This is a genomic window from Mesorhizobium australafricanum, from assembly GCF_033977265.1.
In the GTDB taxonomy this organism is placed as follows: Bacteria; Pseudomonadota; Alphaproteobacteria; order Rhizobiales; family Rhizobiaceae; genus Mesorhizobium; species Mesorhizobium australafricanum.
In genome coordinates this window covers 221,761-238,790 of the sequence record NZ_JAVIIT010000006.1, presented here as the reverse complement: position 1 = coordinate 238,790, position 17,030 = coordinate 221,761, and the positions used below count along the sequence as shown (strand labels likewise).

Sequence of the window (17,030 nt, the reverse complement as noted above, 5' to 3'; positions counted from 1 at the left end):
ACCGAGTCTGCGATCAAGCGCGAGGATTATCTATGTCGACGGCAGGATCTTGCCAGGGTTCATGATGTTGAGCGGATCGAGCGCCTGCTTGATCGTGCGCATGACATCGACGCCATGGCCGAGCTCGTGGCGCAGGAAGCCGACCTTGCCCTGGCCGATGCCGTGCTCGCCCGTGCAGGTTCCCTCCATCGCGATGGCGCGCATGTTGAGCCTGGCGACGAATGTCTCGGCGAGCGCGATCTCATCCGGGTTGTCGACATCCATCAGCACCAGCACATGGAAATTGCCGTCGCCGGCATGGCCGACGATCGGGGCGATCAGCCCCATCTCGGCGATGTCAGCCTCGGTTTCGGTAACGCATTCGGCAAGCCGCGAGATCGGCACGCAGACGTCCGTCGATAGCCCCTTGGCGCCCGGGCGCAGCGTCAGCGACGACCAGTAGGCGTCGTGCCGCGCCTTCCAGAGCCTGGTCCGCTCTTCCGCGACGCTGGTCCACAGGAACGGCCCGCCGCCCTGCTCCTCGGCGATCATGCCGAACGTCTCGGCCTGCTCGGCGACGCCGGCGTCGCTGCCGTGGAATTCGACGAACAGGCACGGGCTCTCCGGATAGTCGAGCTTGGAATAGTTCTTCATCGCCCGCATCTGCAGCGCGTTGACCAGCTCGATACGCGCCACCGGTATGCCCATCTGGATGGTCGCGATCACCGTGTTGCAGGCCGCCTCCAGGCTGGGGAACGGGCAGACGCCGCCGGAGATCGCCTGCGGAATGCCCTGCAGCCTCAGCGTCAGCGAGGTGATGATGCCGAGCGTGCCCTCGGAGCCGACCAGAAGCCGCGTCAGGTCGTAGCCGGCGGAGCTTTTCTTCGCCCGCTTGCCGGTCGTCACTGTCTCGCCGTCGGCCATGACGGCGGTCAGCGACAGCACGTTCTCGCGCATGGTGCCATAGCGAACGGCGTTGGTGCCGGAGGCCCTGGTTGCCGCCATGCCGCCGAGCGACGCATTGGCGCCCGGATCGATCGGAAAGAACAGGCCGGTGTCGCGCAAATGCCGGTTGAGGTCCTCGCGCGTCACCCCGGGCTCGACCGTGCAGTCGAGGTCCTGCGGATTGACGGACAGAATACGGTTCATGCGCGAGGTGTCGATGGAAATGCCGCCGCCCGGCGCATTGGTGTGACCCTCGAGCGAGGAGCCGACGCCGAAGGCGATCACTGGCACGCGATGGGCGGCGCAGGCACGCACGATCTCCTGCACCTCCGCCGTCGTCTCGACGAACGCGACGCCGTCCGGCGCCTGGGTCGGGATATAGGTGGTGGTGTGGGCGTGCTGGCCGCGGATCGATTCGCCGGTCTGAAAACGCTCGCCGAACTGCTGCTTGAGGATGCCGAGCACCGCGGCAATGCCTTCCTCGTTGCGTTCGACGGAGTTGAGGTCGCTCAAAGCCATGAATTCCTCCGCGAATGGACCAGTGGCCACCTTGTTATGCAGCTATGGATGATGCCTAAAGCAATTCCGGGAAAAGTGCCAAGCGATTAGGCTCGGCGACTTCGCCGTAGCCTTCCGTCCGCCCTGTCCAGCGACCATCAAGGAAAACCAAGATGACGATCCCCGTACCGATCATTTCCGGCCCAATGGCGATCGAGAAGGAATGGATCGACTATAACGGCCATCTCAACATGGCCTACTACAACGTGCTGTTCGACCGCTGCTCGGACCAGGCGTTCGATCTGATGGGCATGGGGCCGAACTACGTCAAGGAGCGGCGCCTCACCATCTACACGGCCGAGGTTCATGTCTGCTACCTGCAGGAGCTGCACCTCGAGCACAAGGTGAACGTCTCGTTCCAGCTGATCGACCATGATGAGAAGCGCCTGCGCGCCTACCAGGAAATCCGTCATGTCGACGGCTGGCTGGCAGCAACGTCCGAAACGCTGTCGCTGCATGTCGACATGGACGGACCCAAGGTTGCTCCCTTCCCCGCCGATGTGCTTGGCAACATTGAAGCCATGCGCGCCGCCCATGCGGCGCTGCCGATGCCGGAGCGTGCCGGCCGTTCGATCGGCATCAAACGCAAGAGCGCTTGAAGCACCTCGGCGCCCGCGTTAACCTTACCAAGGTTTTAACGTGAACAAGCCATTTGAGCCGTTGAACGACTCAGAGGCGCGTTCGAAAACCGCCGCACCGGGTTTGCGCGGGCGGCAGGCGGAATGCGGCGCGAGGACAGTGCATGAAAACCGACATCAAGGTCGAAGTGGAGCGGTTGGCGGCCGATCCACGCATCACCGACTATGATTTCTGGCGATCGCTGAAGAACGTCAACAACGAGATCTTCCACATCGCCAACAACAACGAACCTATTCCGTTCGACATGATCCGCTGGCGCGCGATTCTCAAGCAGGCGCGCATGAAGCGCGGCCACGCTTGATCTGTTTTTTCTTACGCAATTCGGGACGGAAGGCTACGGCGAAGTCGCCGAGCCGGACCGCGAGGCCTTTTCCTGGAATTGCTCTGTCGCTGCCCCGTCACTTCTGCTTGAAACCGCGGAGCGGGGAACGCGGCTCGATCGGCGATGACTGGATGATCGCGGTGTTGGTCATCGCATAGGGAATGATCCGGTCGATCACGCGCTCGAGCTCGCTCACCGAGCCGACATGGGCGAGCGCGATGAAACAGTCCTCGCCGGTTACCCGGTCGCATTGCGCGATTTCCGGCAGCTCGCGAATGATTTCCGCCACCACCGACAGCTGTCCCGGCACCGGCCTGATTCTGAGCCATGCCGACAGCTTCATGCCGAGGGCGGCCGGATTGATCCTGACCGTGTAGGCCTCGATCACGCCGTTCTCCTGCAGCTTGCGGATGCGCTCCGCCACGCTCGGCGGCGACAGCCCGACCGCGCGCGCCAGTTCCGCCGTGCTGATGCGCGCATCCTTTTCCAGGAGCCGCAGGATCTTCAGGTCCACGACATCCACACCCGAAACTTCATTTCGAAGGTTTTTCAAGCTGATTTTCTTCCTTCAGAAAGCGAAATGGCTATCAGGCCGTTCATCGCGCATGTGGATCGCGGGTTTCACCTGCGATAATGCTCCCATGAAAGCTCAAACGCAAATTCCGGCTGCAAGCCAGGCCGCCGCCGATGTGCGCCCTGACCTCGCCGGCCCCGCCTCTGCTGGGTTGGCCAACGCGTTGCCGCCGCATGTCTGGTTCTGCGTCAGCGCCGTGTTCCACTACCTCGGGCCAGCCTTCGCGGTGCTGCTTTTCGACCAGGTCGGCGTGCTCGGCATGGCTTGGCTGCGCATCGCCACCGCCGCCCTCATCTTCGCCCCCTTGACCAGGCCCTGGCGCGTTTTCGCCCGCGCCGATCGCGCTCAGCGACTGCTGCTGCTGGCCTTCGGCGCCTGCCTGGCGGTCATGAACTGCTCGTTCTATCTGGCGCTCGACCGCCTGCCGATGTCGCTGGTGGCGGCGATCGAATTCGTCGGCACCATCGCAGTGGCGCTGGTTGGTCTGCGCAGCCGGCGCAACGTCGCGGCGCTGGCTGTTGCGGTTATCGGCACCTTGCTGCTTATCGACGTGAAGTGGTCCAGCGATCCGGTCGGCCTGTCCTGGGCGTTCTTGAATGGCGCCCTGTTCGTCGGCTACATCGTGATCGGCCACCGCGTCGCCCAGGCTGGCATCGGCATTGCCGGCCTCGGAACCGCCATGGTGATTGCGTTTCTCATCGTGTTGCCCGTCGGCTTCAGCGAAGCGCTGCCGGCCTTCTCGTCACTGCGACTGCTCATTGCCGCGATCGGCGTCGGCGTCTGCTCTTCGGTCATCCCTTACATCTGCGACCAGCTCGCCATGGCGAGACTGCCGCGCGCGAGCTTCGCGCTGATGCTGTCGCTCCTGCCGCTCACGGCAACGCTCATCGGCGTCATCGTGCTGCGCCAGGTGCCGAGCATCCCAGACTGCCTCGGCATTGCGCTGGTGATCGCCGGCGTCGCCTTTCATAAACCGGCGGCAAACACCTAAACTGCCCGACTATCCCAGCTTCTCCTTCAGGAAAGCGACCGTCCGACCCCAGGCGAGATCGGCGGCCTTCTTGTCGTAGCGCGCGGCCGAGGTGTCGTTGTTGAAGGCGTGGTTGGCGCCGTCATAGACATAGACCGTGTATTCGACATGCGCGGCGTCGAGCGCCTTCTTGTAAGCATCGATACCGGCATTGGTCCGCTCGTCCAGCCCGGCATAGTGCAAAAGCAGCGCCGCCTTGATCTTTTGAACGTCCTCGGCCTTGGGTTGCATGCCGTAATAGGCGACGCCGGCGCTGAGGTCGGGCGCATGGACGGCAAGCTGGTTCACCGCGCCGCCGCCCCAGCAGAAGCCGACCGCTCCGACCTTGCCGTTGCCGTCCTTGAGGCTCTGGAGGTAGGCCACTGTCGCCACGCCGTCGGCCGCGACTTGGGCGGCATCGAGCTTGGTAAACATGTCGCGCGCCTTGTCCTCGTCGGGCGGCGTGCCGCCAAGCGGCGACAGGAAGTCCGGCGCCAAGGCGACGAACCCCTCCAGCGCCACGCGCCGGGCGACATCGCGGATATGCGGGTTGAGGCCCCTGTTCTCGTGGATGACGATGACGGCGCCGCGCTTGCCGGGCTGATCGGCCGGCCTGACCAGGTAGCCTTTCATCTCGCCGCTGCTGCCGGGATATGTGATGTCCTCGCCCTTCACCCGGCTGTCGTCCTCGGCGACGATCGCCGCCTGGGCGGAATTTGCCGCCAGCATCGGCGCGATCGCGGCCGCCGCCGCGCCCGAGCCCGCCAGCCTCGTCAGTTGCTCCATGAAGCGGCGCCTATCGAGCGTCAGATGCGTGTATTCGTCATAGGCATCGATCATCGCCTTAGTAATCAAGGGTCGAGTGACGATGGGCTGCGTGGTGACGGGCTTGGCAACGGGTTCGGTCATGGCTCTCCTCGACGGCAATTGGGACGATTGGCGGGTCGATCCGCAAGATAGGGTCGAGATCTATACGGTCCAGCCGCGCCCGGATGACGATCCGGAGGGCCGCGGCTCGCCCATCACATTTTGGTCATTTCCGAAAGCCTTGATGGTGCTGTCACATTAGGAAGCAAAGCTGCACATTAGGAAGAAAAGCTGCGGGTGCAGCTTTGCCTGATCGACGAAAAGGGGAATGCCATGAATGTCCAGGACATCGTCAACACCGTCTCGCAAAAGGCAGGACTTGATGAGCCCACCACCGAGAAGGTTGTCGGCACCATCTTTTCCGTGCTCGAGCACGAGGCCGAAGGCACCAGCGTTTCGTCCTTCTTCGCCCAAATCCCCGGCGCCGACGCGCTGGCGCAGAAATATGATGTGATGGCAGCCGGCGCGGCGGCCGGTTCGGGCGGCGGCCTTTTGTCGTCGCTGCAAGGCGCGCTTGGCGGCGTGCTCGGCGAAAAGGCCGGCGCGCTGATCAACGGCGTCGCCGCCCTCAAGGCGTCCGGTCTCGACATGGCGCAGATCCGGCAGGCCGGCGAGACCTTGATCAAGCAGGCCGAAGCCGCCGCTGGCCCTGACCTGACCAACCAGGTCCTGGAGCAGGTGCCGAGCCTGAGAGGCCATCTCGGGCTTTGAAGCGCCCGCACGGTCTTGAGCGGATCGGTCATTTCGACAGCGAGCTGATTCGCTCTTTTTGCCAGCCGAGCTCGACGGCGGCAGGGAAGGTCGCGCCCGGTCGGCACGGCCCCTACCCTTGAAATATCGATATTGTGTCTATTTTAGAATTATCATACACATTCCAGAAACCATGCCCTGCGCACGGATGCCGGTACCCAATACAATTAACCGCCTATTATAGGTTGTGCAGCAGGTTGTAGGTCGAATTATCGGTATCCGCATTGGGGGCGGCTGCCAACGCCTGTGTCACACCCTCGCCGCGACAAACAGGATGTCCGCCAACGGACACCGGGCGATGACTCGATAAGGCGGAAGGTCCGGCGCCTCCGAGATATAAGAGGGCTAGCCGGCCATGATGCGCATCGTTTCCTGCGTGGCAGTCGATCACAATTTGTGGCTCGTGCTGGTCGCGGCGCTGGTCTGCAGCGCGGGCTCCTGGGCAACCATCCGGCTTTTCCTGCGTGCGCATGAAGCCAAAGGCTTGCAACAGGTCGGCTGGCATTTCCTGACCGCGGTCTGCGCGGGGTCATCCATCTGGTGCACGCATTTCATCGCCATGCTGGCTTACGATCCCGGCGCTCCGATGGCCTTCGATCCGGTGCTGACGATCGCCTCGCTGTTTATCGCCATCACCGGCACCGCCGCCGGCTTCATCGCGGCGACGACCCACGCTCCGCGCATTGCCCCGATCGTCGGCGGAGTCATCGTCGGCCTGGCGATCTCCGGCATGCACTACACAGGCATGGCGGCCTATCATGTCGACGGCATCGTCGAATGGGACACGACCTATATTGCCGCCTCTGTCCTGCTCTCCGTGATCTTTGCCTGCCTCGCCTTGAGCGTCGCCCTGAGCGAACGGCTGTCCGGCCGCAACTATTGGGCCGCGGCCATTCTGGTGCTGGCCATCGTCAGCCTGCATTTCACCGCGATGGCGGCGGTGCAGGTGACGTCGCTGGTAACGCGCGGCGCCAACACCGATTCCCTGGCGGTGCATGCCATGGCGCTCGGCGTCGCCGTTGCCGGCCTGATCATCATCGGCACCGGCCTTGCCAGCTATCTGATCGATGACAAGACGCGCTCGGAAGCCTTTCAACGCCTGCATCACCTGGCGATGAACGACGCGCTGACCGGCCTGCCCAACCGGGCTAACTTCAACGATCATCTCGACCGTGAGATCGACCGCACCCGCGAACTCGGCGGCAAAGTGGCGGTCGTCGGCATCGATCTCGACCGGTTCAAGGAGATCAACGATATCTGGGGGCACGGCGCCGGCGACCAGACCTTGAAGAACCTGGCCGAACGCATGAGCGCGCTGCTGCAGGAAGGCGAATTCGTCGCCCGCCTCGGCGGCGACGAGTTCGCCGGCGTCAAGCGCATGAAGAGCCAGTCGGACCTTGTCGATTTCATTTCGCGCCTCGAAGCGGCGCTGTTCGCGCCGGTCAGGTTCGGCGACGTCGAAACCGCGACCGGCGCCAGCCTCGGTGTCGCCATTTACCCCAACGACGCGCACGACCGCGAAACGCTGGTCAACAATGCCGACCTGGCCATGTATCGCGCCAAGGCCAACATAACCCAGAACGTCTGCTTCTATGAGCAGGCCATGGACGAGGCCGTCCGCGCCAACCGGACACTGGCCAACGATCTGCGCGATGCCGTCGAGAACGGTCAGCTTGACCTGCACTATCAGGTGCAGACTTCCGTTCCGACCGGCGACATTCGCGGCTATGAGGCGCTGCTGCGCTGGAAGCATCCGACCAGGGGCAATATTCCTCCAGCCGAGTTCATTCCGCTGGCCGAGGAGAACGGCCTCATCCTGCCGCTCGGCGAGTGGGTGCTGCGCACCGCCTGCGCCAAGGCCGCCTCATGGGATCATCCGTACAAGGTCGCGGTCAATCTTTCTCCGGTCCAGTTCGCCCATACCGACCTGCCCAAGCTCGTCCACGAGATCCTGCTCGACACCGGGCTCAAGCCGAGCCGGCTGGAGCTCGAGATCACCGAAACCACCATCATCGCCGACAAGATCCGTACCTTCAATATCCTGCGGCGGATCAAGGCGCTGGGCGTCACCATCGCCATCGACGATTTCGGAACCGGCTATTCCTCGCTGGAGACGCTGCGCGCCTTCCCGTTCGACAAGATCAAGCTCGATCGCTCCTTCATGTCCGAGGTTGAAACCAGCCCGCAGGCCAAGGCCATCATCCGCGCCGTGCTGGCGCTCGGCCAGAGCCTGCATATCCCGGTCCTGGCCGAGGGCGTCGAGACGCACAGCCAATTGTCGATCCTGCGCGCCGAAGGCTGCAACGAGGCTCAAGGCTTCCTTCTCGGCCGCCCGGCGCCATTCGGCGAAATCTTCGCGCTGACGCAGCGCACTGAAGTGGCCGACACCCAAAGCCAGCTGCCGATCCGCCAGGCTGTTGCCTAGCGCAATAGGTGGTTGAGATTCAGGTCAGGCCGAGTCGAGAATGGTGAGGTCCGAGAACCGGAGCGGAGCGTACTAAAGTACGTGAGCACCGGAAGCGCAGGAACTCGCCATTCGCAGGCCGGCCTCACCTGAATATCAGCCGCCTATTTAGGTAGCGTGTAGGCCATCACGTAGTCACCCGGCTTGGTGCCGACCGAGCCGTGGCCGCCGGCGACGATGACGACGAACTGGCGGCCGTCGGCCACCGTGTAGGTCATCGGTGTCGACTGTCCGCCCGCGGGAAGCCTCGCCTGCCAGAGCTGCCTGCCGGTGGTGAGGTCATAGGCGCGCAGATAATCGTCGACCGCGGCGCCCAGGAAAGCGACGCCGCCGCCCGTGATCATCGGCCCGCCGATACCGGGCACGCCGACCTTGAGCGGCAAAGGCAGCGGCGTCATGTCGTAGACGGTGCCGTTGCGGTGCTTGTAGGCGATGTTTCCGGTCTTGAGGTCGACGCCGGCGACATAGCCCCAGGGCGGCGCCTGGCAGGGAATGCCGAGCGGCGACAGGAACGGTCCCATCACCACCGCGTAAGGCGCGCCCTCGTTGCGGTTCAGCCCCTGCTCGCTGCCCTTGGTGTTGTCGCTCGGCGCAGGCACGTCCGCGCGCGGGATGAGCTTCGAGGTGAAGGCGAGGTAGGTCGGCATGCCGAACATCACCTGCCGCACCGGATCGACCGCGACGCCGCCCCAGTTGAAGACGCCGAAATTGCCGGGATAGATCAGCGAGCCCTGCACAGAGGGCGGCGTGTAGCGTCCCTCATAGCGCAGCTTCTTCAGCTCGATCCGGCACGCCAGCTGGTCGAACATGGTGACGCCCCACATGTCGGCGCCGGTCAGCGGCTTGGGATTGAAGGACAGGTCGGAGGCAGGCTGTGTCGGCGAGGCATGATCGCCCTCGATAGCGCCGCCCGGCGCCGGCACCTCCTTCACCGGAATGATCGGCTCGCCGGTTCGCCGGTCGAGCACGTAGAGATCGCCCTGCTTGGTCGGCCCGACCAGCGCCGGCACCACGCCGCTCGCCGTGGTGATGTCGACCAGTGTCGGCTGCGCCGGCACATCCATGTCCCACAGATCGTGATGCACGGTCTGCCGCACCCAGCGCAGTTGCCCGGTGTTGAGGTCGAGCGCGGTGATCGAGGAGGAGAATTTCTCGACATTGGCGCTGCGGCCCATGCCGAGCTGGTCCGGCGTCTGGTTGCCGAGCGGCACGTAGAGCAGCCCGAGCTTTTCGTCGGCGCTCGCCGTCGACCACATGTTGGGCGAGTTGTTGGTGTAGTTCTGCCCGGCCGGCAGCGGCGCCGTCTGGTCGGGATTGCCCGAATCCCAATTCCACAACAGGGCGCCCGTGCCGGCGTCATAGGCGCGGATGACACCGGACGGCTCTTCGGTCGAATAATTGTCGTTGACCGCTCCACCGACGATGATCTTGCCGCCAACGATAAGCGGCGCCGAGGTCGAATAGTAATAGCCAGACTTCGGATAGGGCATATTGGCCATCAGGTTCAGCGTGCCGCCCTCGGCGAAGGACGGGCAGACTTGCCCGCTCGCGGCGTCGAGCGCGATCAGCCTGGCATCGGAGGTCGGCAGGTAGACGCGCGCGGCGCAGGGTTGGCCGCCGGCGATCTTGGCATCGGCGTAGTAGGACACGCCGCGGCAGGTCTGGTGCTGGCGGTTGGGATCCAGCTTGATCTTCGGGTCGTAGCGCCATTTCTCCTTGCCGCTCGCGGCATCGATGGCGATGGCGAAATTATGCGGCGTGCAGATGAACAGCGCGTCGCCGATCTTGAGTGGCGTCACCTGATAGGTCGTCTCGCCGATATCGTCGGGACCTTTCACGTCGCCGGTGCGATAGGTCCATGCCAGCTGCAATTTGGCGACATTGTCGGGCGTGATCTGGTCGAGCGGCGAATAGCGCTGGCCGAACGGCGTGCGGCCGTAGAAGTGCCACTCGCCGGCCGGCACGTCGCCGCCGAGATTGGCCGCCGTGGCCACCTTCTCGGTGCCCAGCGTGCCGCCGATATCCTTGGGATCGGCGGTCATCGAATAGCCGGCCACGGCAAGCGAGGCGAGCACGGCCAGGATCATCGGCGCGCGCCCGTCCGGACCGGTCAAGCCGCGCCTTGCCCATGGCGTCAACAGCCATAAGGCGATCAGCACTATGATGCCGCCGCGCGGCCCGAGCTGCCACCAGTCGAAGCCGATTTCCCAAACCGCCCAGCACAGCGTGGCGAGCACGAACAGCGCGTAGAGCCAAAGCGATGTCGACCTGCGCCTGAACAGCAGCCAGGCAGTGATCAGGAAAACCAGGCCGGCGATCAGGTAGTACCAACTGCCGCCCAGCATCGCGAGCCAGACGCCGCCGCCGCCGAGAACCAAACCGATGAGGAAGAGGACGAGGGAGGTGATGGTGACAGCCAAGACGGTGCTCCTTCGACTGTTGCGCGCATCAAGCAATTCCAGGAAAAGTGTGAAGCGGTTTTCCGTCCGAAATTGCGTCAAACAAAAATAGCGCCGCCCAGGCGACGGCATGCCGTCCCTGCCCTGCCGCCAGCTTTCCCTCACCCGCTCCGGCTGTCAAGTTGGAGCCAGACACGCGAAACTAGAACAAAACGTAGACAGTTCTGGTCTTTCGCCCCCGAATCACTACATTCGGGGGCGATGTCGGGCTTTTCCGAGGACATGCCTTTTTTCGATGAACCGAATGCGCGGCCCGCGGCCCCGTCCGGCATAGCCGCGCGCGCCATGGCGGCGCGCAGCGGCCAGAACAGCGCGCCCGATTATCTGAAGGGCCTCAACCCGGAACAGCGGCTCGCGGTCGAAACGACCGAAGGCCCGGTTCTGGTGCTGGCCGGCGCCGGCACCGGCAAGACGCGGGTGCTGACCACCCGCATCGCCCACATCCTCAACACCAGAAAGGCCTGGCCGTCAGAAATTCTTGCCGTCACCTTCACCAACAAGGCCGCGCGCGAGATGAAGCAGCGCATCGGTCTCCTGATCGGCGAGGAAAATGTCGAGGGCATGCCGTGGCTCGGCACCTTCCACTCCATCGGCGTCAAGCTCTTGCGTCGCCACGCCGAGCTTGCCGGGCTGAAATCGGGCTTCACCATCCTCGACACCGACGACGTGGTGCGGCTGATCAAGCAGTTGATCCAGGCAGAAGGGCTGGACGACAAGCGCTGGCCGGCCAAGACCTTCGCCCAGATGCTCGACAACTGGAAGAACAAGGGCCTCGGCCCCGACGAGATTGCGGAAGGCGATGCGCGCAGTTTCGGCAACGGCAAGGGCCGCCAGCTCTACAAGGCGTATCAGGAACGGTTGCAGACGCTGAATTCCTGCGACTTCGGCGACCTGCTCTACCATCCGATCCGCATCTTCCGCGCCTATCCGGACGTGCTGAAGGAATATCACCGCAAGTTCAAATACATACTGGTCGATGAGTACCAGGACACCAACACCGCCCAATACATGTGGCTGCGGCTTCTCGCGCAGCGTCCGGAGGGCAGGCCAATCTCCCCCCTTGAGGGGGAGATGTCCGGCAGGACAGAGGGGGGCGCCTCGCGCGGACAGGCCGGTGGGGCACCACCCCCCTCTGTCGGCTCCGCCGACATCTCCCCCTCAAGGGGGGAGATTGGTCGCTCTTCCTCCGAAGGCCGAGGCAGGTCCCCCGTCAACATTTGCTGCGTCGGCGATGACGACCAGTCGATCTACGGTTGGCGCGGCGCCGAGGTCGACAACATCCTGCGTTTCGACAAGGATTTCCCGGGCGCCACCATCATCCGGCTGGAGCGCAACTATCGCTCCACCGCGCATATACTGGGCGCGGCCTCGCATCTCATCGCCCACAATGAGGGCCGCTTCGGCAAGACGCTGTTCACAGACCGCAACGACCCCGAGGACGACAAGGTGCATGTCCATGCCGCCTGGGACTCGGAGGAAGAGGCCCGGGCCATCGGCGACGCCATCGAGGCCTATCAGCGCCCCGATAGACAAGGCAATCGGCACAAGCTCAACGACATGGCGATCCTGGTGCGCGCCTCCTTCCAGATGCGCGCCTTCGAAGACCGCTTCATCACGCTGGGCTTGAATTACCGCGTCATCGGCGGCCCGCGCTTCTATGAGCGCCTGGAAATCCGCGATGCGCTCGCCTTCTTCCGCGTCGTCGCCAACAGCGGCGACGACCTCGCCTTCGAGCGCATCGTCAACGTGCCGAAGCGTGGTCTGGGCGAAGCGACCATCCGCCAGATCCACGACACCGCGCGTGCCCTGCGCATCCCGATGCTGGAGGCCGCAGCCACGCTCTCCGAAAGCGACGAGCTGAAGCCGAAGCCACGCGCCGCGCTGCGCGAGGTGGCGGCCAATTTCGAGCGCTGGCGCAACGCGCTGGAAACCACCCCGCATACCGAGCTCGCCGAAACCATCCTGGAAGAGAGCGGCTACACCGACATGTGGAAGAACGACCGCTCGGCGGAAGCGCCCGGGCGGCTGGAGAACCTGAAAGAGCTGATCCGCTCCATGGAGGAGTATGAGTCGCTGCGCGCCTTCCTCGAGCATGTAGCGCTGGTCATGGATGCCGAGCAGGGCGAGTCGCAAGATGCGGTCTCGATCATGACGCTGCATTCGGCCAAGGGCCTAGAATTCGAAACGGTGTTCCTCCCCGGTTGGGAGGAAGGCCTGTTCCCGCATCAGCGCGCGCTGGACGAAGGCGGCCGCTCCGGTCTGGAGGAGGAACGGCGCCTCGCCTATGTCGGCCTGACGCGCGCCAAGAAGAACCTGCACATCTGGTTCGTCTCCAACCGCCAGATTCATGGATTGTGGCAATCGACGATCCCGTCGCGCTTCGTCAACGAGTTGCCGGAAACCCATGTCGATGTCGCTGAGGGTGGCAGCAGCTACGGCGGCTACGGCAATCCCTATGGTGGCGGCTCATTCGCCTCCGGCCGCGGCGGCGGTGGCCGGCAGAACCCCTATGGCGCCTCGCGCTTCGACAATGTCGGCGCCAAGGATCAGGGCAGCTTCTCCAACACCTATGCCACGCCCGGCTGGCAACGCGCGCGGGCCAACCGCACCGAGGCCACCGACCGCAACTGGGGCACCCGCTCCGGCCACCAGGTCGAGCGCATCGGCTATGGCGAGACCGACTCCGGCTACGGCGCCGGCCGCACCAGCGTGAAAGGCCGCACCATCGAGGGCGAGTTGGTCGCCAAATCCGTCGCCGACACGCCGTCCGCCTTCAGCGTCGGCGACCGCGTCTTCCACCAGAAATTCGGCAACGGCAACATCGCGGCGATTGAGGGCAACAAGCTCACCATCGACTTCGACAAGGCGGGGCAGAAGCGAGTGCTGGACGGATTTGTCACCGGGGTTTGACATTGTTAAGATTTTCACTGCTCGAGAATAGCTCTGAGACTTCCGTGAGAGCGCTTCAACCAATTGCAATAGGTGCGCGCAAACGGGGAAGCTAACTGCGACACAGATACATCTAACCAAGCTGAATATTCATCGGCAGGTAGACACATCGCTGCCATCAACGCAGCTGGTTTCTCCCACTCACTCAACCCCCCGAGCTGAGTCCTTTGAGCACGAAAATAAGGGCGATCATTGGCCAGTCCTTTCAAGAAAATGCGAGCTCGCTTCTCCATTATCGTCCGATTGAAGTCGTAGGTCGCCCAATCTGATGGTTCGTATGGCAAGGTTCCATTGACAAACAACGCGATGAGCCAAGATCGGACATATGGCAAATCAGCGTAGGGCGAGGCATGCAAAAGCTCGAGAACGCGAGTTTTTACATCTCCATGAGGAAATCCATCCTGCTTTGACCAAGCGGTCAGCACCATACAAAACTCTCTCGGAATATAATAAAGCAACTCAGCATGACGACCGAGCAGATAGACAGGATCGTGTACAGGAATAAAGCGTAAAACTCGAAGAATAGCTTTGAATATCGAAAGATCGACGCCTCTTTTGTCACCAAGACTATCCATCTTTTCAAACAAGACGGACGGCTTCATAAACGCAATAAATGGATTGCTCAGAGAATCATCTTCAGATTCATCGTCTCCTTCTCCGTAATTTAGCTGAATGAAGCTAGCCATGCTTTCCATTTCACTAGACGAAAAGACGTCTTGCAGACGATGCCTCGCGCCGGCTTCTAATTCGCTCCTCTGACCAATTTTTGTTTTGGATACATTCAGCGAAAGCCCTTCCGTAACCATAAGGTGTTCTGCAAGTTTACAAAGTATAGAATGAGCAGATTGTTCGTCAGAGGCTATTATTCGGAAATCGTCGACAAATCTGGTAAATGTGACTCCCAAATTTCTGAGGAAAGTGTCTGTGTCGTTCAATACGCATTCCGCAATCAGCCGAGACGCGGTCGTTCCAACTGGAAGGCCGTAGCTCTGCCGAGCCCTGGTAGTTTTAATAATCTTCTTAATTAATTCAGACGGACCCCGTGGGGCCCCCGCGTCATCAAGAATATTCTCGATTCTGTGAAAATATATGCGCTGATAAAAATCAGCAATGTCAGTTGTAATTACCGGCGGATCCAAAAAAGGACGATCAGATGCGCCAAATTCAACAAGGTAGGAGATCCATTGGTGAAAGCCCCTGCCCGCCTTGAAAACGCGTTTTGTTTCTTCTGTGTCAAACCTATATGCAAACGCCTCATTGCGCTCCTCAGGTGTCCGTGAAGCCTCTAGACGATCAGCACAGTCGAGTAATGCGGCAAGATAGATAAGATTGTCAGCGGCAGTCAGCTGATGGGCAATTCGAAATCCCAACCACGACTTAGGCGTTAGATTCTCAACGACACCCGTTGGGGTGTACTGCCCTAAATTAAGCTTCGCGCAATCTGCGACGATCGCGTCGGCCGACTCCGCAAAGCACTTCATTTCGGGCAGCATAGGGAAAAGGTCCGTGTCACCGAACGCAGTGAGATGATTTATCGCCCGCCGAACACTTCCTTCAGATATCATATTCGAAACTGCCCCAGATCGCTCCAGGCAAATTAAGGCCAGTCTTGAGGTTTTTGGCAAGCAAAATAGCGACTTCGGACTAAAGTTACCGCTTGCCGCCGAAACTTGCATTCACCGGTACCTTGCCTGGTTCCATTTGTGGCCGAGCAGCGACAGGATGATGATCAGCCCGTTGAAGAACTGGACGTAGAAGCCGCTCAGGCCCGCGGCCACCACGCCGGTCTGGATGAACGACACCGTGACGGCGCCGATCGCGCCGCCGACGACCGTGCCGATGCCGCCCCAGGTCGGCGTACCGCCGACGAACACCGATGCCAGCACCGGCAACAGATAGCCGTCGCCCGCCGTCGGCCACCAGGTGAAGTTGATCATCACAGAGAAGGTGCCGGCAATCGCCGCCCCTATGCCGGTGAAGACGAACACTTTCACCCGCACGAGCTTGACGTCGATGCCCATCTGCTTGGCGCTGTCGGGATTGTCGCCGACGACCTTGACCTGCGCGCCGAAGCGGTGCCGGTTGTAGAGCAACGCCGAGAAGACGACGAAGGCGATCGCCCAGAAGATCTGCACCGGGATGCCCCAGAGCTGGCTGGAAAAGATCTTGTAGGCGAAGCTGTCGGCAAGGCTGCTCAACGACGTCGACTTGCCCTCGTTGATGATCTGGATCAGGCCGCGCAGCAGGAAGTTCATGCCGAGCGTGGCGATCAGCGACGATAGCCCGCCATAGACGACCAGCGAGCCGACGAGGAAACCGAGCAGCGTGCCGGTGATGAGCGCCGCCGCGATGCCGAGGAACGGATCGTAGCCGGCCTGCACCACCAGCGCGAAGACCCAGGAGGCGAAGCCCATCGTCGCCGGGAACGACAGGTCGATCTCGCCGCAGGTGACGACGAAGACCAGCGGCACCACCACGAACAGCGCGACTGGAAGCGTGGTGAGCACTGAGCTGTAGAGATACCAGGTGGTGAAGACCGTCGGGTTGGCGATGATGAACACCGCCATCATGACGATGAACACGGCCAGCGTGCCGAGGGCCGCGCGGTTGTCGAGGACGAAGCCGCGCAGCCAGTGGTTCGACGGATGGCTCCATTCCTTGCCCGCCTGGCCGCTCGTTCTTCCCAGAGGGGTTTGCAGATCGGGTTCCATGGCCTTGCTCATCACGCTCTCTGCTCCGCGCCCTCGTGCAGCCCCGGCAAGCCGCCGGGATGCGCCACGTCTTCCATGAAGTTGATCAGGTCCTCGGCCGACTTCACCTCGCTGCGGTCGGCCGTCAGCGCCACCTTGCCGCGGTCGAGCACGACGAAACGGTCGGCGATGTCGAAGACGTGGTGGATGTTGTGGCCGATGAACAGGATCGATCGGCCGCTCGCCCGCACCTGGCGCACGAAATGGAAGACCTTGGCGGTCTCGGTCAGCGACAGCGCCGTCGTCGGCTCGTCGAGGATGATCAGCTCGGCCTGCTTGTAGATGGCGCGCGCGATCGCCACGCCCTGGCGCTCGCCGCCCGAGAGCTGGCCGACGATCGAGTGCGGCGTGAACACTTTCGAGGTGAAGCCGATCTCGCGCATCAGCCGGCTCGCCTCCTCGATCTCCTTGTTGACCTTCAGCCAGCCCATGAAGCCGGTCAGCTCGCGGCCCATGAAGATGTTGCGCACGATGGTCTGCTGCACGGCCAGAGCCCTGTCCTGGAACACCGTCTCGATGCCGGCGTCGCGCGAGCGCGCCGCGCTCCATCCGCTGACCGGCGTGCCGCGCACCAGGATGTCGCCACTGGTCGGCTTCACCACGCCGGATAGGATCTTGATCAGCGTCGACTTGCCGGCGCCGTTGTCGCCGATCAGGCCGACCACCTCGCCGCGATCGACGCTGAGGTTGACGCCGCCCAGCGCATAGACCTGGCCATAGGATTTCTTGATGTCGCGCAGTTCGATGATGCGTTCGCTCATGCGA

General features: G+C 62.5%; 14 protein-coding genes. 7 read left to right on the top strand and 7 right to left on the bottom strand.

What is annotated here, in order from left to right; genetic code table 11:
* Window positions 1-30: 30 nt before the first annotated feature.
* Window positions 31-1,443, bottom strand: a complete 1,413-nt coding sequence (locus RFM98_RS14325) for an FAD-binding oxidoreductase (protein ID WP_320309484.1) — start codon at window positions 1,441-1,443, stop codon at window positions 31-33.
* Window positions 1,444-1,595: 152 nt separating this feature from the next.
* Here RFM98_RS14325 and RFM98_RS14320 point away from each other — a divergent pair, with 152 nt between their 5' ends.
* Complete coding sequence (locus tag RFM98_RS14320) at window positions 1,596-2,081, top strand: thioesterase family protein (protein ID WP_320309483.1); 486 nt, start codon at window positions 1,596-1,598, stop codon at window positions 2,079-2,081.
* A gap of 143 nt (window positions 2,082-2,224) precedes the next feature.
* Window positions 2,225-2,422: a hypothetical protein gene (locus tag RFM98_RS14315; RefSeq protein WP_027168755.1), complete on the top strand. Its 198-nt coding sequence runs from the start codon at window positions 2,225-2,227 to the stop codon at window positions 2,420-2,422.
* 97 nt (window positions 2,423-2,519) lie between these two features.
* On the opposite strand, the gene RFM98_RS14310 is transcribed toward RFM98_RS14315, so the two are convergent.
* Complete coding sequence (locus tag RFM98_RS14310; RefSeq protein ID WP_320309482.1) at window positions 2,520-2,996, bottom strand: Lrp/AsnC family transcriptional regulator; 477 nt, start codon at window positions 2,994-2,996, stop codon at window positions 2,520-2,522.
* A gap of 88 nt (window positions 2,997-3,084) precedes the next feature.
* On the opposite strand from RFM98_RS14310, the gene RFM98_RS14305 reads away from it, so the two are divergent.
* Window positions 3,085-4,008 (top strand): EamA family transporter, encoded by a 924-nt coding sequence (locus tag RFM98_RS14305; protein ID WP_320309481.1) that lies wholly within the window; start codon window positions 3,085-3,087, stop codon window positions 4,006-4,008.
* Window positions 4,009-4,017: 9 nt separating this feature from the next.
* Here the strand turns inward: RFM98_RS14305 and RFM98_RS14300 are convergent, their stop codons facing one another.
* Entirely contained in the window at window positions 4,018-4,935 is a 918-nt protein-coding gene (locus RFM98_RS14300; RefSeq protein WP_320309480.1) for a dienelactone hydrolase family protein, read from the bottom strand.
* Here RFM98_RS14300 and RFM98_RS14295 point away from each other — a divergent pair.
* From RFM98_RS14295 to RFM98_RS14285, 3 genes are all read left to right on the top strand, one after another.
* Window positions 4,934-5,095, top strand: coding sequence for a hypothetical protein (locus RFM98_RS14295; RefSeq protein WP_320309479.1), 162 nt, complete (start codon window positions 4,934-4,936; stop codon window positions 5,093-5,095). The two genes, RFM98_RS14300 and RFM98_RS14295, sit on opposite strands and share 2 nt — an antisense overlap.
* 71 nt (window positions 5,096-5,166) lie before the next feature.
* The gene (locus tag RFM98_RS14290) at window positions 5,167-5,604 is read left to right on the top strand and encodes a hypothetical protein (protein ID WP_320309478.1); all 438 of its coding nucleotides are present in this window, start codon (window positions 5,167-5,169) and stop codon (window positions 5,602-5,604) included.
* Window positions 5,605-5,998: 394 nt separating this feature from the next.
* A complete protein-coding gene (locus RFM98_RS14285; protein WP_320309477.1) occupies window positions 5,999-8,068 on the top strand; it encodes a putative bifunctional diguanylate cyclase/phosphodiesterase in 2,070 nt (689 codons plus the stop codon).
* Between the two features lie 143 nt (window positions 8,069-8,211).
* Here RFM98_RS14285 and RFM98_RS14280 read toward each other — a convergent pair whose 3' ends face one another.
* Window positions 8,212-10,527 carry a glucose/quinate/shikimate family membrane-bound PQQ-dependent dehydrogenase gene (locus tag RFM98_RS14280; RefSeq protein ID WP_320309476.1) on the bottom strand — a complete coding sequence of 772 codons (2,316 nt, stop codon included), beginning with the start codon at window positions 10,525-10,527 and terminating at the stop codon, window positions 8,212-8,214.
* 240 nt (window positions 10,528-10,767) lie between these two features.
* Here RFM98_RS14280 and RFM98_RS14275 point away from each other — a divergent pair, with 240 nt between their 5' ends.
* The gene (locus RFM98_RS14275) at window positions 10,768-13,476 is read left to right on the top strand and encodes an ATP-dependent helicase (RefSeq protein ID WP_320309475.1); all 2,709 of its coding nucleotides are present in this window, start codon (window positions 10,768-10,770) and stop codon (window positions 13,474-13,476) included.
* Window positions 13,477-13,490: 14 nt separating this feature from the next.
* On the opposite strand, the gene RFM98_RS14270 is transcribed toward RFM98_RS14275, so the two are convergent.
* From RFM98_RS14270 to RFM98_RS14260, 3 genes are all read right to left on the bottom strand, one after another.
* Window positions 13,491-15,008, bottom strand: a complete 1,518-nt coding sequence (locus RFM98_RS14270; protein ID WP_320309474.1) for an RNA-directed DNA polymerase — start codon at window positions 15,006-15,008, stop codon at window positions 13,491-13,493.
* A 183-nt stretch (window positions 15,009-15,191) separates the two neighbouring features.
* A complete protein-coding gene (locus RFM98_RS14265) occupies window positions 15,192-16,238 on the bottom strand; it encodes an ABC transporter permease (RefSeq protein WP_320309473.1) in 1,047 nt (348 codons plus the stop codon).
* On the bottom strand, window positions 16,238-17,026 hold the full coding sequence (locus tag RFM98_RS14260) for an ATP-binding cassette domain-containing protein (RefSeq protein ID WP_320309472.1): 789 nt from the start codon (window positions 17,024-17,026) through the stop codon (window positions 16,238-16,240). The genes RFM98_RS14265 and RFM98_RS14260 overlap by 1 nt, the downstream gene beginning before the upstream one ends.
* Window positions 17,027-17,030: the final 4 nt, after the last annotated feature.